Source organism: Humidesulfovibrio sp., assembly GCF_031082295.1.
GTDB lineage: Bacteria > Desulfobacterota > Desulfovibrionia > Desulfovibrionales > Desulfovibrionaceae > Humidesulfovibrio.
The window spans coordinates 12,130-34,020 of the sequence record NZ_JAVHLD010000028.1 but is presented as its reverse complement, the minus strand read 5'-3'; the positions used below and the strand labels follow the sequence as shown (position 1 = coordinate 34,020).

Here is a 21,891-nt window from a genome sequence, read left to right as displayed (position 1 = left end):
TGGGAACCCCGGACGACTCGTGTGCCGGTCGCCATGCCGGACGTTCATTTCTTCACAAGGAGGAACACCTAGCACAAGCCCCCCTGCCCGTCAATGCGGTTGCGGCCCAAGGCGCATCATTTTCTCCATTTTAACCGCCCGCCGCGTCTCCCCCGCTTCTAGTGACATTCGGAGCGGAAGCACGTACATAGAATCCTGAACGCGCTCGTGCCTGAAACCCTACACTGGACCGCACATGACCGACAAGAACGACCTGATTCCCCGCCGTGCCGCACGGCCCCTGCCGCCGGAAAAACTTCGCAACCGCATGGACCCGGCCAGCATCCGCCAGGCCGACAGCTCCGGCATCTCCCGCAAGAACGGCCAGGCGGCCTTTCAGCCCCGCGCCATGCAGGCCCTGCGCATGGCCCTTGAGATTCCCGGCAACGAGTACAACGTGTTCCTCGCGGGCGAGCCCGGCCACGGACGCACGCATTTCGTGCGGCAGTTTCTGGCTCCGGAGGCCGCCAAGCGCCCCGTCCCGCCGGACTGGCTGTACCTCCATAATTTCGACGACCCCGACCGCCCCCTGGCGGTGAGCCTGCCCGCCGGACAGGGCCGGATCTTCAAGACCGGGCTGGCCAAGGCCCTCACCGACGTGCGTTCGGCCATCGCCGCGCGCTTCGACCAGGACGCCTACCGCCGCAAGCACGAGACCCTGTTCAAGCGCTTCTCGGCCAAGCGCGACAGCATCTTCAGCAAGATGGAGGCGACCGCGCGCGGCAAGGGCTTCGCCCTTGAGATGGACGACGCCGGCGGCCTGACCATCATGCCGCTTGTGGGCGGCAAGGTCATGGGCGACGACGAGTACGGACGCCTGGCCCCGGCCCGCCGCAAGATGCTCAAGAGCAAGGGCGAACGCCTGCTCCAGGAGATCGGCGTGTTCCTGCGCAAGCTCACCCTGAGCGAGCAGGGCTTCCGCCAGGGCGAACTCAAGCTGCACCGCGAGATCGCCCAGGCCGCGCTCACCGAGCACCTCGCCTCCCTGCGCCGCGACTTCGCCGCGATTCCCCGCCTGGTGGAGCACATGGCCGCGGTGGAGAAGGACGTCCTCGAGAATGTGGACGCCTACCTCCCGCGCGAGACCGAAGACACCCTGCCCCTGCCCACGCCCAACCCGACGCCGCCGGGTCCGCACCAGGACTTCCACGGCCAGGCCCACTCCCCGCCGGAGGACTCGAGCTTCCGCCACGAGGTGAACCTCTTCGTGGACAACGGCAAGAGCGCCCAGGGCAAGCTCGGCGCGCCGGTGGTCATCGAGGACCACCCCACGGCCTTCAACCTCCTGGGCAGCATCGAGCGCGAGAGCGAAATGGGCGCCGTCTACACGGACTTCACCCTGGTGCGCTCCGGCAGCCTGCACCGTGCCAACGGCGGGTTCCTCATTATTAATGTAGAAGACCTCATGGGCAACCAGGGCTCCTGGGAGGGCCTGCTGCGCGCCCTGCGCCTGGGCAAGCTGCGCATGGAGGACCCCGGCGACGCCGAGCAGGTCCGCGTGCGCACCATCGAGCCCGAGCCCATTCCGCTGTCCCTGCGCATCATCCTGGTCGGCACGGACGAGGCCTACGAGGCCCTGCTGACCGCCGACGACCGCTTCCGCAAGCACTTCAAGCTCAAGGCCCACCTGCAGGGCACGGCCGATCGCAACGCGGGGAGCATCCGCCACTTCCTGTCGACCCTATGCGGCATCATCGACAAGGCCGGGCTGCCGCCCTTCAGCCGCGAGGCCCTGGCCGGGCTGGTGGACCACGCCAGCCGCCTGGCCGAGGATCAGAAGCGCCTGTCACTCTCCTTCACCCAGGTGCGCGCGCGCATGGTGGAGGCCGCCGCCATCGCCCGCATGGACGGGCGCGAGCTGGTGGAGGCCGCCGACCTGGCCAAGGCCGTGGCCGACCACGACTTCCGCGCCAACCTCTTCGAGGAAGAGTTCATGGCCGACTACGACCGCGAGATCATCAAGGTCGCCACGGGCGGCAGCGCTGTGGGCCGGGCCAACGGCCTCTCGGTGACGCTCTTCGGCGACTACGAGTTCGGCCTGCCGCACCAGATCTCCTGCACCGTGGGCGTTGGCCACGGCGGCATCCTCGACCTGGAGCGCGAGGCCCAGTTGGGCGGCCCCATCCACACGAAGGGCATGATGATCATCAAGAGCTACCTGGTGCGCCTGTTCGCCCAGGACAAGCCCATCGTGCTCACCGGCAGCCTCTGCTTCGAGCAGAACTACGCCGGGGTCGAGGGCGACTCGGCCTCGGGCGCGGAGCTGGCGGCGCTGCTCTCGGCGCTGTCCGGCGCGCCCATCGACCTCTCCCTGGCCTTCACCGGCGCGGTGAGCCAAAGCGGTGCCATCATGGCCGTGGGCGGCGTCAGCCGCAAGGTCGAGGGCTTCTTCGAGGTCTGCCGCAGGCGCGGGCTCACCGGCAGGCAGGGCGTGCTCTTCCCTGCGGACAACGCCGTGCACCTGATGCTCAAGGACGAGGTGGTGGAGGCCGTGGCCGAGGGCCGCTTCCACCTCTACCCCGTGGCCACCATCGAGCAGGCCATGACCATCCTGACCGGACGGCCCGCCGGGGCGCTTCGCAAGGACGGCCGCTACCCCCCGGGGTCGCTCTACCAGATGGTGGACGCGCGCCTGGCCGAGCTGACGCGCCTGGCAGCCAGCGCCGAACACCCCCGCAAGAGGAGGAGCTGAGCCATGTCCAAAGCCTGGATCAGGGCCAAACTGCCGGAATTCGTGCGCGACATGTTCCGCACCTTCTGCATGGCCTGCAAGTCGCTGGAGGAGCAGTTCACCTCCTTTGACCGCGAAGGCGCGGTGACCTTCACCACCCTGCGCGACCTGGTGGGCCAGGAGATGGACAAGGGCCTGCTCTGGCGCATGAAGGACACCGCCCACCACGTGTTCCGCAACGACCCGGAGACCTCGCTCACGGGACAGTTCCTGGACTGGGGCCTGGGCTACATCTTCCACGAGACCATCAAGCTCAAGGAGGACGCCTACCAGGCCCTGACCTACGCGCCGTGGTTCCTGGCCCTGCGCGGGCGCGACCTGCCCGAAGACGAGCGCGTGGTGGTGGAGGAACTCTTCCACGTGCTCAAGCAGACCGAGGAAAGCATGCGCCGAGAGATCGACCGCATCCGCTTCATCATGAGCCAGTGCCGCAGGCTGCTGCCCATCTACCTGGCGCGGCACCGGGAAAACGCGCTGCTGGCACGCTACATGTTCTCGCAAAACGCGCTGGTGCGCGAGGTTTTCGGCAATGACTACGAGCTGCTGCTGACAAGCGTCTACGGCGAGCATCCAGAACGCATGTACATCCTGGCGGCCCAAAGCCTGCGCCTGGGCGGCTGGGTGGCCGAGGCCTCCCAGGCGGTGCAGAACGCATTTGCAATCAATGCGACGGATCGTCTTGTGCTCCAGGAGAAAAAAATATTAGATAATTGGAGCGCTCGCATGGTACCTTAGGCTTGACACGCTAAAGCGCCAGGAATATCTTTCAATTCCCAACCGGAGGAGGGAAAATCTTATGAAAAAACTCATGCTGTTGACGATTGCCTGCTGTGTTGTCTTTGCCCTTGGCTGCGCCAAGAAGGTTGAACCGGCTCCTGCCCCCGCACCGGCCCCCGTGGTCGAGACTCGCGAGATGGCTCCGGCCCCCATGTCCCCCCGCCAGATCTACGAGGCTGACTACGCCAAGCTGCCCACCTCGTACACTGTCGTGAAGGGCAACTGCCTGTGGTGGATCTCCGAGTTCAAGCAGATCTACAACGATCCCTTCATGTGGCCCCTGATCTTCAAGGCCAACCGCAGCAAGATCAAGAACGCCAACCTGATCTACCCCGGCCAGAACTTCGAGATTCCGCGCGCCTTCGCGCTGGACGACGTCAAGGCTGCCCGCCACAAGGCCGGCAAGTCCAAGAAGAAGTCCGCTCCCGAGGCCAGCGCCAATCTGCCTGCTGACCTGCGCGAAGCTCTGGGCTACGGCTTCTAAGAAGCCCCCGCTACTGGCAATGGATGAGGCGCCCGGTTGCGAGACCGGGCGCTTTTTTTCGGCCCTACGTCCAGCCCAATACCCGCCACCTCTCAATCCCCCTTGCCATCGCCCCTCGTCTGCACTATCTAGAGAAAATCTAGGCCGACCAAGGCCCTAAGCTCAAACCGTTCCGGAGGCCGTTATGCCCGGCACAACCATGCCCAAAAGTCATGGAGTTATGGCCGCCCTGGCCCTGGCAGCCCTGACTGCGCTCCTCACGCTCAACGGCTGCGCCCCGCGCCAGCCCATCCCGCTCGACCAGCCGCGCCTGGCCACCAAGGCCCCGGCCGAGGCGCCAGCCAAGGCTCCTGCGGCCGCCAAGCGCGCGCCGACACAGGTCAAGGTGACGGAGAAGGCCGCGCCCGCCAAGACCGAGGCTCCGGTCACGCTGGCCCCGGTGATCCTGGACTCGCTCACGCCGGAGGCGGCGACAGGGCACAACGCTCCTGTGGCCGAGCGCCCGGCCTACGTGCAGGTGGGCGCTTTCGGCACGGCCATGAACGCCCTGGGCGCGGTGGCCTGGCTCAAGGGCAAGGGATACGAGAATTCGCGGATGGTGCGCGTGGAGCAGGGACAGGGGACGCTGTTCCGGGTCCAGGCCGGACCCTTCCAGGACCTTGCGTCTGCACACAAGGCCCTGGAGGCTCTCAAGCCGGAGTGGCCACAGGCGTTTATTCCTCTGGATTAAGCTCGGCGCGGAACTTGCGGGACAGGCGGAACACGACCACCTTGCGCGGCGGCAGGGTGATGCTCTCGTTGGTCTGCGGGTTGCGGCCGCGACGCGAGTTCTTGTCGTAGGCCTCAAACTTGCCGAACCCGCTCACCAGCATGGCGTGGTCCTTCTTGATGGCCTGCTTCATGAGGTCCAGGGCGGACTCCACAAGGTCCTTGATCTCCGCGCGGTTGCGGTCGGTTTTCTTGTAGATGGCGTCGACGATGTGGGCCTTGGTCAAGGTTTGACCGCTCATATTGGGGGCCTCCTTCGTTGCGGTTCTTAGCCGATGGCCTGTTTCACGGCCTGGGCCAGCTTCTGCATCTCTTCGCCGGATTCGTAGGCGTGCTGGGTCCAGAGCTTGAGCCCGTCGCCCTCGTGGCGGGGAATGAGGTGGAAGTGGGCGTGATGCACCAACTGCCCGGCCACCTCGAAATTGTTCATGCCAACGTTGAGCCCGGCTGCTCCCGTGGCCTGCATCACCGCCTGTCCCACCAGCTTGAGCGCGGTCAACAACTCGCGCCCCAGGTCCGGCGGCAGGTCGAAAAGCGTGGCGTGGTGGGCTTTCGGCACCACCAGAGCGTGCCCTTTGTTCACCGGAGCGATGTCCAGAAAGGCGAAGATGCCGCCCCGGTCATAGACCTTGGCGCAGGGAATCTTGCCCTCAATGATCTTGCAGAAAATGCAGTCGTCGCTCACAGCTCTCTCCAGGCATTGAAAAAAGTCAACATTGCCCTATCATTATACCGACGAAAAAAGAAATACAAGGGCTTTTGCCCGATCATCGGAATAATTCTTGACACCCTTCCGCGTCGCCCTCAAATCCCCGCCCCGCCCAGAAGCACCTGCTCCGAGGCCCTGGCCTGCACGATGCGCGCGCCCTGCGGCACGTCCTGGGTCACCCACACGTTGCCGCCGATGACCGCGCCCTGGCCGATGGTCACCCGGCCCAGGATGGTCGCCCCGGCGTAGATGGTCACGTCGTCCTCCACGATGGGGTGGCGCGCCAGGCCCTTGACCAGGCGGTTGCCCGCGCCGTCCCCGGTCTTGTCCTTGGGGAAGCTCTTGGCGCCCAGCGTCACGCCCTGGTAAAGGCGCACGTTTTTGCCGATGACGCAGGTCTCGCCGATGACCGTGCCCGTGCCGTGGTCGATGAAGAAGCGCTCGCCGATGTGCGCGCCGGGGTGGATGTCGATGCCGGTGTCCGAGTGCGCCATCTCGCCGATGATGCGCGGGATGATGTCCACGCCCAGGTGGTGCAGCTGGTGCGCGATGCGGTGGTTTGTCAGGGCCTTGATGGACGGGTAGCAGAAGATGGTCTCGCCCGGGCTCTTGGCCGCCGGGTCGCCGTCGAAGGCCGCCTGAACGTCCGTGGCCAGCAGCTCGCGCACCCTGGGCAGCCTGCGGATGAACTCCAGCGCCACGGACTCCGAGCGCTTCTCGCAGTCGTTGCAGGGGGCGCGGTTCTCCTTGGCGCAGACGAAGCAGTAGCCCCGGTTGATCTGCTCGGACAAAAGCTTGACCACCCGGTCCAGCGCGCTGCCCGCGTAAAAGGGCATGGTACGCTGGCTCACGTCCTGCGGGCCGAAGAAGCCGGGGAACAGCACCGCGCGCAGCAGGCTCACCACCTCGGCCAGGGCGTCCAGCGACGGCAGGGGCTGGTCGCGGCTGACGCGATGCCAGGAGGCCTCGCAGGCGTCCTGGGCGCAGAGGTTCTCCACTGTCTCGGTCAGCACGGCGTCGCGGTCAAGGCTCACAAGAACCGGCGTCTGGTCTATCATGGCGGCCCTCCCGGCCTAGTCGGCTTCAGCGAACAGCGGAGTGGAAAGGTAGCGCTCGCCAGTGTCGCAGACGATGAACACGATCATCTTGCCCGCCATCTCTGGGCGCGCGGCCAGTTGCATGGCGGCGAAGGCGTTGGCCCCGGAGGAGATGCCGCAGGAGATGCCCTCCTCGCGCATGAGGCGGCGGGCCGTGGCAAAGGCGTCCTCGGCCCCGACCTTGATGATCTCGTCGTAAATGCCGGTGTCGAGCACGCCGGGCACAAAGCCCGCGCCGATTCCCTGGATCTTGTGCGGACCGGGCGCGCCGCCGGAGAGCACCGGGGAGTCCGCAGGCTCCACCGCCACGATGCGCACGCCGGGCTTCCTGGCCTTGAGCACCTGGCCCACGCCGGTGACGGTGCCGCCCGTGCCCACGCCCGCCACGAAGCAGTCCACCTGCCCGGCGGTGTCGCCCCAGATCTCCAGCGCCGTGGTGGCGCGGTGCGCCTCTGGATTTGCCGGGTTCTCAAACTGCATGGGCATGTAGGCCCCCGGCGTCGCGGCCACGAGCTCCAGCGCGCGCGCGATGGCGCCCTTCATGCCCAGGGTGGCCGGGGTGAGTTCCAGCTCGGCCCCGTAGCCGTGGAGCAGCTTGCGGCGCTCCACGCTCATGGAGTCGGGCATGGTCAGGATGAGGCGCAGGCCGTTGATGGCGCAAAGGAGCGCCAGGCCGATGCCCGTGTTGCCGCTGGTGGGCTCGATGATGACGCTGCCCTTGGTGATGCGGCCATCGGCCAGGGCCGCCTCGATCATGCTCCGGCCGATGCGGTCCTTCACGGACCCGCCGGGGTTCATGGACTCCAGCTTGGCCACAAGGGTGGCGCCAAGGCCCTGGGAAAGCGCGTTCAGCCGCACCAGCGGGGTCTTGCCGATGAGTTCGGCCATGCTTGCTGCGATCGCCATGTGCTGCTCCTTGCCGCTCTCATCAGGCGGGCTGATCTGGTGGTGGTGAACAATCTTAATCAGATAAGGCGGATTCCGTCCAGGGCAAGCACAAACTTCTGCTCCAGCACAAGATTTCCCCACTGGCGGCCCTCGCGTTCCTCCGCCAGCCGGAATCCGTGCTTCTCGTAAAGATGCCGGGCCGCGTCCAACCCCTTGAAGGTCCAGAGAAATACGGACGGATGGCCGACGCTGCGGCAAAAGGCCACGGCCTCGCGCAGGAGCCGGTCGCCATAGCCCTGGCCGCGCAGCTCTTCAGAGACGATGAACCAGCGCAGGTGCGCGCCCTGGCCCTTTCCGCCGCCCTTGCCACCGTCAATCGCCAGGCCGCCCAGGACGCGCCCGCCACGGCTCACGGTCCAGAAGCCGTCGCGCGCCGGGTCGAGCCTCGGCAGGAATTCCGCCAGCCCTGCGGCCACCAGGGCCTCGAACTCAAGCCCGAAGCCCCAGTGGCGGCTGTAGTAGCGCGCGTGCAGCTCGGCCAGGCGGCCGATGGCCCCGGGCACGTAGCCCGCCAGCTCGACTTCGGGTACGGCGGCGCCCTGGCTCATGTCCCTGCCCAGCCCGGCGGCGCCCTACGCGGACCCGTTCATGCCCTTGTTGCGGTGGTCCAGGTGCACCAGGTCCTTCTCGAAAACGCGCAGCACAAAGTCCGCGTGAACCTTGAGCCGGGAGGAGAACGCCCGGCCGCGCGTATCCGCCGCGCCGCCGCCCACGAACTCCACCGCGGCGATGTGCTTGCCGCGCTCCTTCAGGTGGCGGATGGAGGGGATGGCGTCGGCGTCGCCGGTGAGCACCACGGCCACGTCGTAGTTGTCCTGCAGGGCCACCATGTCCACGGCCAGGGCGGTGTCCAGGCCCTTCTCCTCCACCCACTTGTGCAGGAAGTTGACCTTCCAGTGCCCGGCCTCGCGGATGTCGATCAGGTCCGAGGAGGCGCGCACCCCGGCGTAGAACCGGCGCATGCCGTCGATGGCGCGGATCTTGGCGTGGTACCAGTCGCGAAAGTCGGAGTAGCAGGACTGCCAGGCCTCCTCCTCCAGCTCGCCCTCGGACATGGCCTGATTGCCCGCGGCAACCCGGGTCATCCACAGGGCGCGGATCTCTGCATCGCGCGCAAAGGCCTGGCGCAGGGCCGAGCGCGACTGCGGGTTCTGCAGGTCCCAGTCGTCGATGCCGCCCACGGCGTACCAATACACGCGCCGAAGCTGCGCACAGGCCGGGGAGTCCTGCAGGGTCACCTCATGCCAGGTCTTCACCGCCTCGCGGTAGATGTGCGCGTAAAGCTGCGAGTAGTTGTTGATCTCAAGGTTCATGGTGCGCAGCGAACCGTAGAGGTTCGAGCCGTCGACAAAGAAGGCGAAACGTTGCATGAGTACCTCATTTTTTAGCGATATGAATTAGCACACTCATCAGAACAGATTCTTGACCCCTTGCAGCAGGCCGCCTGAGCGCTTGCCGGTCTTGTCCTTCTTGCCGGTGATGACGTTGCCCACGCCCGTGACAACGCCGCCCACGGCGTTGAGGGCGCCCTTGCCCAGGGCGCGCAGGTAGTCCGTGCCGTAGGAGGGATTGTCGTACGGCCCGGTGACGCGGATGGGCACCACAAGCCCGATGAGCCCCGAGCTGCCGCCCTGGCCCTCGCTGCTCGGCACCACGCGGGCATTCAGGGTGTAGTCCACTTCCTTGCTGACCAGGTTCACCGTGCCGGCGCCAGCGGCCCGCAGGAACGGTGCCTTCACGTCCAGGTCGTTGATGGTCGCCACCCCGTTGGTGATGACCGCCGTGCCGGTGATGCTGCCGAACTTGGTTGATTTTTCCGAGCCCGCCTCCACGCCTGTGGAAGCCTGCTTGGCCTTCTCGGTGGCCTCGTTCACGCTGGCGATGACGTTGACGCCGGGGAACACGCCGTCCTTGATGGCGAAGGTGGCCCGGCCAAGCAGCGAGCGCTTGAGCGCCAGGGCGCTGTTGCCCCGGCACACCAGCGGCGAGACGGTGTCGAGGAACAGCGCGCCCGCCAGCCCGCTGGGCTTGCCGTTCAGGTCGGTGAACAGCGGCCTCGCCTGGACGCTCTCCGCCACCGCGTGCAGCGTGACCACGGGCTCCCCGCCCTGCACGTCCACGCGCAGGGAGGTCTTGAGCGAGCCTTCGTACAGCCGCGCCTCCACCTGGCCCACCTCCAGCACGCCGTTCTGCGCGGCCATGGGCACCTTGAGCGACGCGAAGCGCAGGCCCTTGATCTTGAAGCGCTCCGCCATGAACTGGCCTTCCAGGCTCAAGCCGCGCAGCGTGTCCACCGCAAACAGCTCGTCCTTCCGGGGCAGGCCCGTTGCGGGGTCCAACTCGGTGCCCTTGGCCTCTTCCTTGGCAGCGGCCTCGCCGTCCTCCTTGGCGGGGAGGAAGCGGTCGGCGTCCAGGCCGTTGATGCGCACGTTGAAATTCACCGACTTCTTCTCGATGCCGGTGAGGCGCAGGCGGCCTTCCACCCGGGCCTCGTCCAGGCTGGCCTTGAACTCCGGAATCTCGGTGTAGCCCCGGCCATGCTTGAACTCGATCACGCCGCTGATATGCTGGTAGGCTCCGGCGTCCGCCGTGTCCGGGGCCTTGCCCGTGAGGGCCGTGGTCAGCTCCCGCCCGTTGAAGTCCGCGATCTCGATGCGGCCCTTGGTCTCCGGTCCGGCGGTCAGGTTCGTCGCCTGGAACTGCCCTGTGGCCTTGGCCCCATATGCCGCGAGCACCAGCCCGATGCCCTGGGCGGTCTGCTTCTCCATGTCGAGCTTGAGCTCCGCAAGGCCGAGGGAGAACTCGCCGCGCCCGCCGGGCACGCCCTTGCCCTGGGCCGAGGCCGCCACCAGCAGCTTCGACAGCGCATGCCGCTGCCCTGGCAGGTTCAGGATGGCCGTGCCGGAAATCTTCAAAGCCGCCTTGAACTCCGGCGCAGAGGACTCCAGGCTGCAATGCCCCGTGAAGTCGAAGGGCTCGCCAGGGTGAATGGCCTTCACGTCCACGCTCAGGTCGCTGACGTTGACGCTCTTGTTCGTCTGGCGGTCCTCCCAATAGACGTGCGCGTCCTTGACCACCAGGCCGTCCAGGGTCAGGTCCGTGAGGCTCGACGGGCCGGAGTCGGCGGGCTTCCGGGCCTCGGCCGCAGTCTCGTCCGGACCGGTGAAGTCGGCCCAGCTGGCGCGGCCCTGCTCGTCGCGCACCATGAAGAGCTCCAGGCCATCCAGCGCCACGCGGCCCACCTCGACGCGCCCTGTCAGCAGCGGCAGGAGCTTGATGCTGACGCTTGCGGCATCCAGGCGCGAGAACGGCTTGTCGCCGAAGCCCGGCGGGTTGCTCAGGCGCACGCCGCCGGTCTGCACGCCCAGGCGCGGGAAGAACGAGAGCTTCACGTCGCCCTCGAACACCAGCTCGCGCCCGGTCTTCTCCTTCACCAGCTTGGCGATGTCGCCCTTGTACTTGTTGGGATCCACCATGACGGCCAGCAGCACGGCGGCGATGACAAACAAGGCGACGACGATGCCGCCGATGATGACCAGATAGCGCATGAGCCCTCCAGTTTGGCTGAGGTGGCCGGGCGTCAGGCGCCCAGGAGATCGCGGATGCGCAGGAGTTCGCGCTCGACGTCGCGCAGGATGCCGCGCAGGGCGTTTGCTTCGGCGCTGGCCTTGGTGGCGACCTCGGGGGCGGCCTCGAACGCCAGCAGGGGGGAGGACGGGTCGGTGGCCAGAGCAGGCTTGACGGTCTGAGCAGGCTTGGCGGCCGCCCCAACACTTGTGAAGGCGATGCCGGACTGCTCCGGGCTGGCCGGCGCGGGGCTGCCGATGGACGTGCGCACCACGGGCCCGTGCAATTGGCTCAGGCGCTTCTTGGCGCCCTCGATGGTCAGGCCCTCGTCGTAGAGCAGGCGCTTGATCTCGCGCACGGTGTTAACGTTCTGCTCGGTGTAGGCGCGCTGGCCCGCGGGCGTGCGCACGGGCACCAGCACGTCCTTGAACTCGCTCTCCCAGAAGCGCAGCACAAAGGGCTTCACATCAAGCAGTTTCGCAGCCTGCCCGATTTTATACATTTTTTCTCGCGTGCCTGTCTCCATTTTTAAAGCTATAGCAGAGCTTTTCTGCGGGGGGAAGAGGCGGCCCGGGCAGGGGCGCGGCCACGCGGTTGGGCCCGAGCCTACACGTCGGCATCGTCCTTGGGCCGCACGTCGTCGAAGCGCTTGCGCGCGTCCTTAAGGCCGTTGCGATAGCCCTCGGCGTCGCCGTAGCGGAAGAAATGCCGGTAGCGGCTGTGGGTGGGCTTGATGGACCGGGCATGGCGGATGGGGCACCAGTACTGCTCGGTGCGGGCGGCCACCTCGCGCAGGTAGCCCAGGACGCCGTTGAAATAGGCGCAGTAGGTGCAGTTCACCTTCTCGATGATGTTGAGGTAGGGCAGATAATGGCGGTCGAGCACGATGTACTCGCGGCGCTTGACGAAGGGGATGCCGTACACCGGGAAGCAGATGAGCTGGTACAGACAGATGGCCGCGTCCAGCACCAGCGTGGGCAGCAGGGCCGACCAGACGATGGGGACGGTCAGCACGATCATGAACCCGGAGTCGTAGACGTAGTTGAACCAGCGCTTGACCAGGAGCTTCTGGCGCTTTTTCACCTCGGCGCTGAAGCGCACCTTCTTGTCTTGGATGGTGTAGCGCAGCTTGGGCTCGACCTGCCGCAGTTCCTCCACCAGCTCCTTTTCCAACGCCTCGATCCTGTTCAGGATGTCGTCAACTCTGCTCATGCTCCGCCCCGGTGCGTTGGTGGCCGTTGTGCGGCGGGCTGCCGTCGGGTTGAGGGTAACATACTGCGGATGGGCTTGGGAACGAGTACAGGTCGATCTTCCAGAATCTGCCGCCGGGCTCTGGCTTTCGACGCCCAAGGCTGGACATCCTGCCCGCATCTGACCTAACATTTCCAGCAGCATCGCCACCAAAGGAGCACACGCCGCCATGGAACCATCGCTGCAATCCATCGACCAGGTGCGGGCCTCGGCCCTGGACATGGCCGTCCGCTTCGGCCCCAAGCTCTTCGTCGCGCTCGTCATCATCGGCATCGGCTACATGGTCGGCCGCTGGGTGGGCCGACTGCTCGACCACCTGCTCCTGCGCCTGAACCTGGAACTGCCGATCCGCACGCTCCTGGTGCGCGCCGCCCGCGTCCTGGTGGTGGGCATGTTCGTCATCATGGCGCTGCAAAACCTCGGCGTGGAGCTGCTGCCCCTGGTCGCCGGCCTCGGCGTCGCCGGCGCGGGCGTCGCCCTGGCCATGCAGGGCATCCTCGGCAACGTGGCGGCGGGCCTGACCATCATCTTCACCCGGCCCTTCAACGTGGGCGACTACATCTCCATCGCCAGCGAGGAAGGCGAAATCCTCGACATCAGCCTGTTCAGCACCACGCTCGGCCACGCGGACCGCTCCATGGTGGTGATCCCCAACCGCAAGATCGTGGGCGAAATCCTCCACAACTGCGGCAAGATACGCCAGCTGAACCTGGCCGTGGACGTGGCCTACGACACCGACGTGGACAACGCCCTGGCCATCGTGGACGGCATCCTGCGCGCCAATCCGCGCGTGCTGCAGGACCCCGCGCCGGTGACGGGCGTGTCGCGCCTGGCGGATTCCGGCGTAACCCTGCGCGCTGCTCCGTGGGTCAAGGTGCCGGACTACGTGGACGCCACGGGTGAGCTGAACAAGGCGATCCTGGAGACTTTCCGCGCGCGCGGCATCGCCATCCCCTTCCCCCAGCGGGAGGTGCGGATGCTCACCAACACCTGATCCCCGCGCGCCTGAGACCGTCGCCTGAGCCGGGCGCCACAAAAAAGGGGAGCCCCACCGGACTCCCCTTCTTCTTGCCCTTTGCGGGCTGCGCTGTGCCTTCTGCTAGATCCTGACCGGCAGCTTCTGCGGCAGGCCGCCGAGCACCTTGCCGTGCTCCTTGTCCACTTCCTTGTCCACCAGGGTGCGCTCGGCGTGGCGGTAGGTCAGGCGGAAGGTCAGGTTGCGCTCCGGCGAGCCCTCCGGCGCGTAAACCGCCACCAGCGCCAGGCTCTCCAGCAGCTTGGGCTTGAGCTCGCGGATGGCCGCCTCCACCTCACTGGCCTTGAGCGTGGCCGGGCAGATGACCGTCACGTCGCGGCGCACGGGCGGGAACTTGGGCAGGCTCTTGAACACCGGCTTGGTGGCGCGGGTGAGCGAGCGCAGCAGATCCGCGTCCAGGTCCGCCAGCCAGATGTCCTTGCGGGCGTGGTAGGCGTCGGCGATCTTGGGCTGAACCCGGCCGATGCGGCCAATCAGGGTCGGGCCGTTCTTGCCCGGAAGCTCCACGCGCACGCAGGGCTCCAGATAGGCGTGTCCAGGCTCCAGCACGTAGTCCGCGCTGCCGAGGCGGTAGTGCGTGAGCAGGTTCTCCACCAGCCCCTTCGCGTCCAGGTAGTCGGCCTCGCCCTGCTCCCACGGCCATTCCTGGCTGTGGCGGGCGCCGTGCACCAGCAGGCCCAGGCGCGAGTTCTCGCGGGCGCTGGTGTCGGAGGCCGGGTCGGCGACAAAGGCCTTGGCCACCTCGAACAGGCGCAGGCTCGCGTTGCCCTGGCTCAGGTTGTGGCGAACGTTGTTGAGCAGGCCCGGCGCGATCTCCAGACGCAGCACGTTCTGGTCCTCGGACAGCGGGTTGGCGATCATGATGCGGCCTTCCACCGGCAGGTTCAGGCGGTCCAGGTCATCGGTGCCGACGAAGCTGTAGTTCACGGCCTCGCGCAGGCCCGCGCCCACGGCCCAGGCCTTGAGGCCCTGCAGGAAGCCGAACTCGGTGTCGGAGAGCTGCACGGAATCGAGCGCCTTGGAGATCTTGGGCAGCACCGCCGGGATGCGGTCGAGCCCGTGCACGCGTCCGCATTCCTCGAACAGGTCCACCTCGCGCTCCAGGTCCAGGCGGTGCGAGGGCGAGCTCACCTGCCAGCAGGCGGGGTCGGCGCCTTCATTGGGAAAATCGACGCCGCAGCCAAGGCCGGTCAGCGTGGTGCGGCAGAACTCTGGCGTCAGGTTGAGGCCCAGCAGCGCGTTGCAGCGGTCGATGCGGAAGATGTGCGAGCGGTCGGCCCAGGGCTTGGGCTCGGCGCAGGCGATGCCCTTGAGCACCCTGGCGCCGGAGACCTCGGCCATGAGCTGCGCCGCGCGGTTGAGCGCGAACAGCGAGCCCACCTGGTCCACGCCGCGTTCGAAGCGGTAGGAGGCCTCGCTGGGCAGGGCCAGGCGGCGGGCGGTCTTGCGGATGGTGCCGGGGCGGAAGATGGCGCATTCCAGCAGCACCTCGGTGGAGGCGTCGGAGATGCTGGAGTTGGCGCCGCCCATGACGCCGGCCAGGGCCACCGGGCGCTCGGCGTCCCAGATGAGCAGGTCGCTGCCCAGCAGCTTGCGCTCCGCCCCGTCCAGGGTGGTGATGCTCTGGCCGTCCTTTGCCGGAGCCACGCGGATGACGTCGCCCTTCAGCAGGGTGCGGTCAAAGGCGTGCAGGGGCTGGCCCAGCTCCATCAAAATGTAGTTGGTCACGTCCACGATGTTGCTGATGGGCCGCTGGCCGATGGCCAGCAGGCGGTAGCGCATCCAGTCCGGGCTTTTGCCGATGCTGGCGCCGGTCAGCACGCGCGCGCGGTACACCGGGCACAGCTCGCCGTCGGCGATGTCGATGCGGACAACCTTCGTCGCGTCGCCAGCGCCCTCGTCCTCGACCAGGTTCAGCTTGGGCATGGACAGGGGCAGGCCGAAGCCCAGCGCCGCCTCCCGCGCGATGCCGAGCACGGACAGGCAGTCGGCGCGGTTCGGGGTGATGGACACCTCGATGACCTCGCGCTCCAGCTTGAGGGCATCGACGAGCAACTGTCCGGGCTTGAACTCGGCGGGCAGGACCATGATGCCCGCGTGCTCTTCGGAGAGCCCCAGCTCGCGCTCGGAGCAGATCATGCCGCAGGACACGACCCCGCGCAGCTTGGCCTTCTTGATCTCCATGCCGCCGGGCATGGTGGTGCCCATCAGCGCCACGGGCACGTTCTGGCCCTTGGCCACGTTGGGCGCGCCGCAGACGATCTGAAGCGCCTCAGGCCCGCCCACGTCCACGGTGCAGACCGAGAGCTTGTCCGCCTCGGGGTGCTGCGCGCGGTCGACCACATGCCCGACCACGATCTTGGCGATGGACGCGAAGGGATCGAGGATGGCCTCGACCTCCAGGCCCTGCATGGTCAGGCGATCGGCCAGATCCTGGACTGTGCCGGTGTAGGGCACGAACTCTCGGAGCCACTGCAAGCTGATGAACATATCCGCCTCGCCAAACCTTGCGGGCCTGCCCCGGATGGGGTGCCCCGGTGATGGAAAAACGCCCCGCTCCCAGGTCACTGCTGCGCTCGGCTGTGCCGGGCCTCACTGACCTGGGGCGGGGCAGCGATTTACGAAAACTGTTCGAGGAAGCGAACGTCGTTTTCGAAGAACATGCGCAGGTCGCCGATGCCGTACTTGAGCATGGCCACACGCTCCACGCCCAGCCCGAAGGCGAAGCCGGTCACGGTCTCGGGGTCGTAGCCCACCTGGCGGAACACGTTGGGGTCCACCATGCCGCAGCCCCCGATCTCCACCCAGCCGGTGCGCTTGCACACGCGGCAGGGCGCCCCCGCGACGTGGCCCTCGCCACCGCAGAGCACGCAGGAGATGTCGAGCTCGGCGCTGGGCTCCGTGAACGGGAAGAAGCTGGGGCGGAAGCGCACCTTGGTGTCGGGGCTGAAGAGCTGCCGCACGAAGGCGGTCAGGGTGCCGCGCAGGTCGGCCATGCTAACGTTCGTGTCGACCAGCAGCGCCTCGATCTGGTGAAACATGGGCGTGTGGGTGATGTCCGAGTCGCGGCGATAGACCTTGCCCGGCGCGATGACCGCCACCGGAGGCTTGCGGCTCATCATGGTGCGTACCTGCAGGGGCGAGGTGTGCGTGCGCAGGACGATGTTCTCGGACACGTAGAGGGTGTCCTGCATGTCGCGGGCCGGATGGTCCGGCGGCATGTTCAGGGCCTCGAAGTTGTTCCAGTCGTTCTCGACCTCCGGGCCTGCCACGACCTCGAACCCGAGGCCGGTCAGGACCTCGCAGATCTCCTGCATGGCCAGGGTGACAGGATGCAGCGATCCCGGGGCCGGGCGGCGGCCGGGCAGCGAGGGGTCGAACCCGGCGAGCGCGCCCTGGGCGCTCTCGGCCTCCAGCTCGGCCTGGCGGGACTCAAGCAGCGCGGTGAGCGCGGTCTTGACCTCGTTGGCCTTCTTGCCGGCGGCGGGCTTGTCCTCTGGCCCCATCTGCGCCAGGGCGACCATGGCCCCGGCGAGCTTGCCCTTGCGGCCAAGGAACTCCACGCGCAGGGCTTCCAGATCCTTTAAACTGCAAGCCTGACCCCGGCGCGCTTCGCACTCCAGGGTCAGGCCATCGAGTCCTTCCAGGAAGGACTTCAGCATCTCGTTCACAGACCTACGCCTTTGCCGCCTGGACGATCTGGGCGAACACGGCGGGCTCGCGCACCGCCAGGTCAGCCAGCATCTTGCGGTTGATGCCGATCTCGGCCTTGGACAGGCCGTTGATGAGCTTGGAATAGGACATGCCGTTCAGGCGCGCGCCGGCGTTGATGCGCACGATCCACAGGCGGCGGAAGTCGCGCTTCTTCTGCTTGCGGTCGCGGAAGGCGAAGCACAGGGCGCGCTCGACGCGTTCGCGAGCGGTGCGGTACAGGCGGGAGCCCGCGCCGATGTAGCCCTTGGCCATCTTCAGGAATTTCTTGTGCCGACGGTGGCCGGCAACTCCGCGCTTAACTCTCATATCTAGGTCCCTCCGAATCGTTTCAGGCCGCCCGGCTCAATGTCCGCGCGGCACGCTCGTTGGCGTAAAACGGTTAATGGTTGAGGCTAGCCGTAGGGCAGCAGACGCTTGACGGCGTCGAGGTTGGAAGCGTCGACCATGGCGCCCTGACCGAGGCGGCGCTTGCGCTTGGCACTCTTCTTGGTCAGGATGTGGCGCAGGTTCTGGCGGCGACGCTTGAACTTGCCGGCGCCGTTGCTGACAAAACGCTTGGCGGCGCTGCGGTTGGTCTTCATCTTGGGCATGGTTTCCTCCTGAAATCAACACGCGCTTTGCGGGCGCGGTGTCTGTCATTATTTCCGACTGGCGCTATTTCCTGACCGGAGTCAGCATCATCACCAGGGTACGGCCTTCGGCCAGGGACGGCTGCTCGACCTTGGCGATGTCCGCCGTGTCGACCACCACCCGGTCAAGCATGATCTGTCCGCGGTCCTTGTGCACTATCTCGCGGCCCCGGAAGAACACGGCCACCTTGCAGCGGTCGCCCTCCTCGAGGAAGCGGCGGATGTGCTTCAGCTTGGTCTGGTAGTCATGCTCATCGGTCTTGGGCCGGAACTTGACTTCCTTGATCTGAATGACCGTCTGCTTCTTCTTCGCTTCTTGCTGTCGCTTCTGCTGCTCGTACTTGAACCTGCCATAGTCCATGATGCGGCAGACGGGCGGGTCGGCGTTGGGCGAGACCTCGACAAGGTCGAAACCCTTGCCCATAGCCAGGGCCAAGGCCTCAGAAGTCGCCATGATCCCCAACTGCGTGCCTTCGTCGTCGACGACGCGCACCTGAGGTATACGTATCCGCTCGTTGCGGCGGACGCCATCATCCTTGGGATGCTGGTCCTGCCTTCTAGGAAAAGCTATAGCTCATCCCTCCGCGCTTGAAAGGTTCTTGGGCCGCCTCACGGACAATCCGGGCAGCCTCGGCAAGCGGCACAAGCCCGACATCAGCGCCTGCGCGCACGCGCACGTTGACGCTGTCGGCTTCCACTTCCTTGTCTCCAATGACGAACATGAACGGAATTCGCTCAAGCTGCGCCTCGCGCACTTTGTACCCGAGCTTCTCATTCCGTAGATCCGCTTCGGCGCGTATGCCCTGTTCCTGCAAAAACCGCAAGACTTTTTCGGCATGAGCGTTCTGGGCATCGGTCACGGTGAGGATGCGCGCCTGGATCGGCGCGAGCCACACGGGGAACGCCCCGGCAAAATGCTCAATGAGCACGCCCATGAAGCGTTCGATGGAGCCCAGGATCACGCGGTGCAGCATGACCGGGCGATGTTTGTTGCCGTCCTCGCCGATGTAGGAGAGGTCGAAGCGCTCGGGCAGGGTGAAATCGCACTGCACGGTGGCGCACTGCCAGCTGCGCTCCAGGGCGTCCTTGATCTTGATGTCGATCTTGGGGCCGTAGAACGCGCCGTCGCCAGCGTTGATCTCATAGGCCATGCCCATGTGGTCCAGGGCGTCCTTCAGCGAGTCCGTGGCGCGCTCCCAGTCCTCGTCGCTGCCGATGCTCTTCTCGGGCCGGGTGCTTATCTCGGCGGTGAAATTGAAGCCGAAGATGTCCATGATGTCGCGCACGAACTTGACCACGCCGATGATCTCCTCGCGCAGCTGGTCCGGGCGGCAGAGGATGTGGGCGTCGTCCTGGGTGAAGGAACGCACGCGCAGCAGGCCGTGCAGCACGCCGCTCTTCTCGTGGCGGTGCACCACGCCCAGCTCGAAGTAGCGCTGGGGCAGGTCGCGGTAGCTCTTGAGCCTGCTCTTGTAGATGAGCATGTGCGACAGGCAGTTCATGGGCTTGATGCCGTAGGCCTGCTCGTCGATCTCGGTGAAGTACATGTTCTCGCGGTAGTTGTCGTAGTGGCCGCTTCTCTCCCACAGCTCGCGCTTGAGGATCAGCGGGCCCTGCACGAACTTGTAGCCGCGCTTCAGGTGCTCCTTGCGCTCGAAGTCCTCGAGGATGGCGCGCACCAGGGCGCCGTTGGGGTGCCACAAGACCATGCCGCCGCCCACGTCCTCGTGGAAGCTGAACAGGTCGAGCGCCACGCCGAGCTTGCGGTGGTCGCGCTTGCGCGCTTCCTCCAGGCGGTCCAGGTACTGCTTCAGGTCCTTGGGGTTGGCCCAGGCGGTGCCGTAGATGCGCTGGAGCTGCGGGTTCTTCTCGTCGCCGCGCCAGTAGGCCCCGGCAACGCTGGTCAGCTTGAAGGCCTTGAGCAGGCCGGTGCGCGGCACGTGGGGCCCGCGGCAGAGGTCGGAGAAGCTGCCGTGGGTGTAGATGGAGACCTCGGGCACGCCCAGGTCGTCGATGAGCTCGACCTTGTAGGTCTCGCCCTCCTTGGCGAAGCGCTCGCGCGCGGCGGCGCTGGTGACCACCTCGCAGGCGAAGGGCTTGTCCGCGCCGACGCTCCGGACCATCTCGGCCTCGATGGCCTCCAGGTCCTCGGGCGTGAACGGGCGCTCGAAGTCGAAATCGTAGTAAAAGCCGTGCTCCACGGCCGGGCCGATGGTGACCTTGGCGGTGGGGAACAGCTTCTTGACCGCCTCGGCCATGAGGTGGGCGGTGGAGTGGCGAATGACCACCAGCCCCTCGGGGGAGTCGGCGGAGATGGGCTCAAGGGCGGTGCAGTCCGCCGGGACGGCGGCGGTGAGGTCGAGCAGGGTCTCGCCGCAGCGGGCGAGCACGGTGTTCTTGAACTGCTTGCCCGAGAGGGCCTGCTTGAAGACTTCGGCGATGGTGGCGCCTGCTTCGGCGGAAATGTCCTGACCGGCCACGGTGACTTGCACGGCGAACTCTCCTTTAGACTTGCCTTGGGTAAAGGCCTTCTGCCCTCCGCCTGGCCCGCCAGAGCGAAACCCGTCGGACGGCGAAAAGTGGAAAGGGAGGCTGTGGCCTCCCTTCCCGGTAATTATGGTAGGCACGAGGAGACTTGAACTCCTGACCCCTTGCGTGTCGAGCAAGTGCTCTAACCAACTGAGCTACGCGCCTAAATTGCTCAAGGGAGATTCATTTAAGCCAGGGCATCCTGGTTGTCAACAAAGAATTGCACCAAATTTCAAATGCCGGGCAGGCCTTGCAGGGCCTCGCTCGCCAGGGCCCCGGCAGTGGCGTGGCGCAAGCCCCCGTCGTGGAAGAGCACGATCTCCGTGGCGTCGGACTCAAGCGCGGCGAGCGCCGCCACCGCTTGCCCGACCCCGGCGCCGCCCTTGCTTCCCAGGATGCCCAGCGCCCAGGCCGCCAGCCCCCGGCAGGCCCCGTCGTCCTCGGCCAGCCCGGCCAGCAAGGTCGAGACCTCATTGGCCAGCAGGTCCGGGTGGGCCTGGGCCAGCCGCCCAAGCGCCCAATACACGCCCCGGCGCAGGGGCACATGGTCCAGGCTGTTGCCCTCGCCGTGCTGCTCCTCGCGCACATAGGAGGCCAGCACGCGGTGGAACTCGGTGGCCAGCCGCCGGTGCTGAAAAAGCGTCTCGCCCAGGGCCTCCGGCACGCCCCAGCCCACGCCTCCGGACTCCTCGTTCAGCCGCCAAAGGCACTGGCGCAGCACCACCCGGGCGGCCTCCAGGCCCTCGCCGGGCTCTTGGCCGTCGGCCATGCGGGCCACGGTGCGCCCAAAAGCCGAGACCGCGCGCCAGCGCACGGCCTCGGACTTGTCGAGCAAGAGGGAGAACAGCGGGCCGATGAGACGGCGCGCCGGAACGGCGTCGAGTTCCCGCAACCGCGCGGCCCAGCCGTCATCGGCCAGGAGGTCGCGCAGGTCGCGCTTGAGGTCGCGGTAGCGGGGCATGTCCCCCTCCGGTCCGGCCTACTTGTTGTTCTGGGCGATCTCGTCCAGGAAGGCCTGGGGCACTTCGTAGCCGGTGTCCTGGGCCTTCTTCACGGATGCGGCCGCGGCGGCCCAATCGCCCATCTCGGCCTGCACCAGGGCCAGGTTGTTCCAGGCCGGACCGAACATGGGCTGCAGCTCCACGGCCTTCTTGAGGTTGGCGAGGGCGTCGTCGAGCTGACCGCGCGAGAAGAAGGCGCTGCCCAGGGTGGCCAGGGCCTGCACGAAGCCCGGATCATACTTGATGGCCTTCTGCAGGGCCGGGATGGCCTTCTCGGAGTCGCCCAGCTGCATGAGCACGAAGCCGATGTTGCCCCAGGGCACCGCGAAGAACGGGCGCTGCTGGGTGGCGATGCGGTTGAAGTTCAGGCAGCCTTCCAGGTCGCCGCGCTCCAGGCAGATGCCTCCCATCTGCACATAGGCCTCGGCCATCTTGGGCGAGTTGGCCATGGCCTCGCGGAAGCAGTGCTCGGCGTCCATGTACTCGCGCTTGGACAGATAGGCCACGCCGAGGTTGTAGTGGGTGTTGCCGCACTCCGGGGCGCTGACCAGCTTCTGCTTCAGGTCGGCAATGTACTCGTCGACGTTGTTGAACTTCTTCTCTTCGCTCAT

The 21,891-nt window shown here is 66.6% G+C and carries 22 protein-coding genes and 1 tRNA gene; 5 read left to right on the top strand and 18 right to left on the bottom strand.

What is annotated here, in order from left to right:
• Positions 1–235 precede the first annotated feature (235 nt).
• The 4 genes from RDU24_RS12790 to RDU24_RS12775 all read left to right on the top strand — a co-directional run bounded on the left by RDU24_RS12790 (position 236) and on the right by RDU24_RS12775 (position 4,761).
• Positions 236–2,731: a Lon protease family protein gene (locus tag RDU24_RS12790; protein ID WP_308736158.1), complete on the top strand. Its 2,496-nt coding sequence runs from the start codon at positions 236–238 to the stop codon at positions 2,729–2,731.
• Positions 2,732–2,734: 3 nt separating this feature from the next.
• Positions 2,735–3,505: a hypothetical protein gene (locus RDU24_RS12785; RefSeq protein WP_308736157.1), complete on the top strand. Its 771-nt coding sequence runs from the start codon at positions 2,735–2,737 to the stop codon at positions 3,503–3,505.
• Positions 3,506–3,566: 61 nt separating this feature from the next.
• Positions 3,567–4,031, top strand: a complete 465-nt coding sequence (locus tag RDU24_RS12780) for a LysM peptidoglycan-binding domain-containing protein (protein WP_308736156.1) — start codon at positions 3,567–3,569, stop codon at positions 4,029–4,031.
• A 184-nt stretch (positions 4,032–4,215) separates the two neighbouring features.
• Positions 4,216–4,761, top strand: coding sequence for an SPOR domain-containing protein (locus RDU24_RS12775; RefSeq protein WP_308736155.1), 546 nt, complete (start codon positions 4,216–4,218; stop codon positions 4,759–4,761).
• Here the strand turns inward: RDU24_RS12775 and RDU24_RS12770 are convergent.
• The 9 genes from RDU24_RS12770 to RDU24_RS12730 form a co-directional block, all read right to left on the bottom strand.
• Positions 4,745–5,041: an integration host factor subunit alpha gene (locus RDU24_RS12770; protein ID WP_308736154.1), complete on the bottom strand. Its 297-nt coding sequence runs from the start codon at positions 5,039–5,041 to the stop codon at positions 4,745–4,747. The two genes, RDU24_RS12775 and RDU24_RS12770, sit on opposite strands and share 17 nt — an antisense overlap.
• 26 nt (positions 5,042–5,067) lie before the next feature.
• Entirely contained in the window at positions 5,068–5,484 is a 417-nt protein-coding gene (locus RDU24_RS12765) for an HIT family protein (protein ID WP_308736153.1), read from the bottom strand.
• 119 nt (positions 5,485–5,603) lie between these two features.
• Positions 5,604–6,566: a serine O-acetyltransferase EpsC gene (gene epsC, locus RDU24_RS12760; RefSeq protein ID WP_308736152.1), complete on the bottom strand. Its 963-nt coding sequence runs from the start codon at positions 6,564–6,566 to the stop codon at positions 5,604–5,606.
• Between the two features lie 15 nt (positions 6,567–6,581).
• Positions 6,582–7,511 carry a cysteine synthase A gene (gene cysK / locus RDU24_RS12755; RefSeq protein ID WP_308736151.1) on the bottom strand — a complete coding sequence of 310 codons (930 nt, stop codon included), beginning with the start codon at positions 7,509–7,511 and terminating at the stop codon, positions 6,582–6,584.
• Positions 7,512–7,570: 59 nt separating this feature from the next.
• A complete protein-coding gene (locus tag RDU24_RS12750; protein ID WP_308736150.1) occupies positions 7,571–8,101 on the bottom strand; it encodes a GNAT family N-acetyltransferase in 531 nt (176 codons plus the stop codon).
• A 24-nt stretch (positions 8,102–8,125) separates the two neighbouring features.
• Entirely contained in the window at positions 8,126–8,923 is a 798-nt protein-coding gene (locus RDU24_RS12745) for an NYN domain-containing protein (RefSeq protein ID WP_308736149.1), read from the bottom strand.
• Positions 8,924–8,962: 39 nt separating this feature from the next.
• Positions 8,963–11,101, bottom strand: a complete 2,139-nt coding sequence (locus RDU24_RS12740; protein ID WP_308736148.1) for an AsmA family protein — start codon at positions 11,099–11,101, stop codon at positions 8,963–8,965.
• Positions 11,102–11,133: 32 nt separating this feature from the next.
• Positions 11,134–11,622 (bottom strand): MerR family transcriptional regulator, encoded by a 489-nt coding sequence (locus tag RDU24_RS12735; RefSeq protein WP_308736147.1) that lies wholly within the window; start codon positions 11,620–11,622, stop codon positions 11,134–11,136.
• A 104-nt stretch (positions 11,623–11,726) separates the two neighbouring features.
• A complete protein-coding gene (locus RDU24_RS12730) occupies positions 11,727–12,332 on the bottom strand; it encodes a hypothetical protein (RefSeq protein WP_308736146.1) in 606 nt (201 codons plus the stop codon).
• 208 nt (positions 12,333–12,540) lie between these two features.
• On the opposite strand from RDU24_RS12730, the gene RDU24_RS12725 reads away from it, so the two are divergent.
• Positions 12,541–13,365 carry a mechanosensitive ion channel family protein gene (locus RDU24_RS12725; RefSeq protein ID WP_308736145.1) on the top strand — a complete coding sequence of 275 codons (825 nt, stop codon included), beginning with the start codon at positions 12,541–12,543 and terminating at the stop codon, positions 13,363–13,365.
• A gap of 105 nt (positions 13,366–13,470) precedes the next feature.
• Here the strand turns inward: RDU24_RS12725 and pheT are convergent, their stop codons facing one another.
• From pheT to RDU24_RS12680, 9 genes are all read right to left on the bottom strand, one after another.
• Positions 13,471–15,897, bottom strand: coding sequence for a phenylalanine--tRNA ligase subunit beta (pheT, locus tag RDU24_RS12720; RefSeq protein ID WP_308736144.1), 2,427 nt, complete (start codon positions 15,895–15,897; stop codon positions 13,471–13,473).
• Positions 15,898–16,025: 128 nt separating this feature from the next.
• Positions 16,026–17,069, bottom strand: a complete 1,044-nt coding sequence (gene pheS / locus RDU24_RS12715; RefSeq protein ID WP_374989775.1) for a phenylalanine--tRNA ligase subunit alpha — start codon at positions 17,067–17,069, stop codon at positions 16,026–16,028.
• A 13-nt stretch (positions 17,070–17,082) separates the two neighbouring features.
• Positions 17,083–17,427, bottom strand: coding sequence for a 50S ribosomal protein L20 (rplT, locus tag RDU24_RS12710; protein WP_308736142.1), 345 nt, complete (start codon positions 17,425–17,427; stop codon positions 17,083–17,085).
• 86 nt (positions 17,428–17,513) lie between these two features.
• Positions 17,514–17,711 carry a 50S ribosomal protein L35 gene (gene rpmI / locus RDU24_RS12705; protein ID WP_308736141.1) on the bottom strand — a complete coding sequence of 66 codons (198 nt, stop codon included), beginning with the start codon at positions 17,709–17,711 and terminating at the stop codon, positions 17,514–17,516.
• Between the two features lie 64 nt (positions 17,712–17,775).
• On the bottom strand, positions 17,776–18,321 hold the full coding sequence (gene infC, locus RDU24_RS12700; RefSeq protein ID WP_308736170.1) for a translation initiation factor IF-3: 546 nt from the start codon (positions 18,319–18,321) through the stop codon (positions 17,776–17,778).
• Positions 18,308–20,242, bottom strand: a complete 1,935-nt coding sequence (gene thrS, locus RDU24_RS12695; RefSeq protein WP_308736140.1) for a threonine--tRNA ligase — start codon at positions 20,240–20,242, stop codon at positions 18,308–18,310. The genes infC and thrS overlap by 14 nt, the downstream gene beginning before the upstream one ends.
• Positions 20,243–20,367: 125 nt before the next feature.
• Positions 20,368–20,444: transfer RNA gene (locus tag RDU24_RS12690), tRNA-Val, on the bottom strand.
• Positions 20,445–20,511: 67 nt separating this feature from the next.
• Positions 20,512–21,240 carry a DVU0298 family protein gene (locus tag RDU24_RS12685; RefSeq protein ID WP_308736139.1) on the bottom strand — a complete coding sequence of 243 codons (729 nt, stop codon included), beginning with the start codon at positions 21,238–21,240 and terminating at the stop codon, positions 20,512–20,514.
• Positions 21,241–21,258: 18 nt separating this feature from the next.
• Positions 21,259–21,891 carry a tetratricopeptide repeat protein gene (locus tag RDU24_RS12680; protein ID WP_308736138.1) on the bottom strand — a complete coding sequence of 211 codons (633 nt, stop codon included), beginning with the start codon at positions 21,889–21,891 and terminating at the stop codon, positions 21,259–21,261.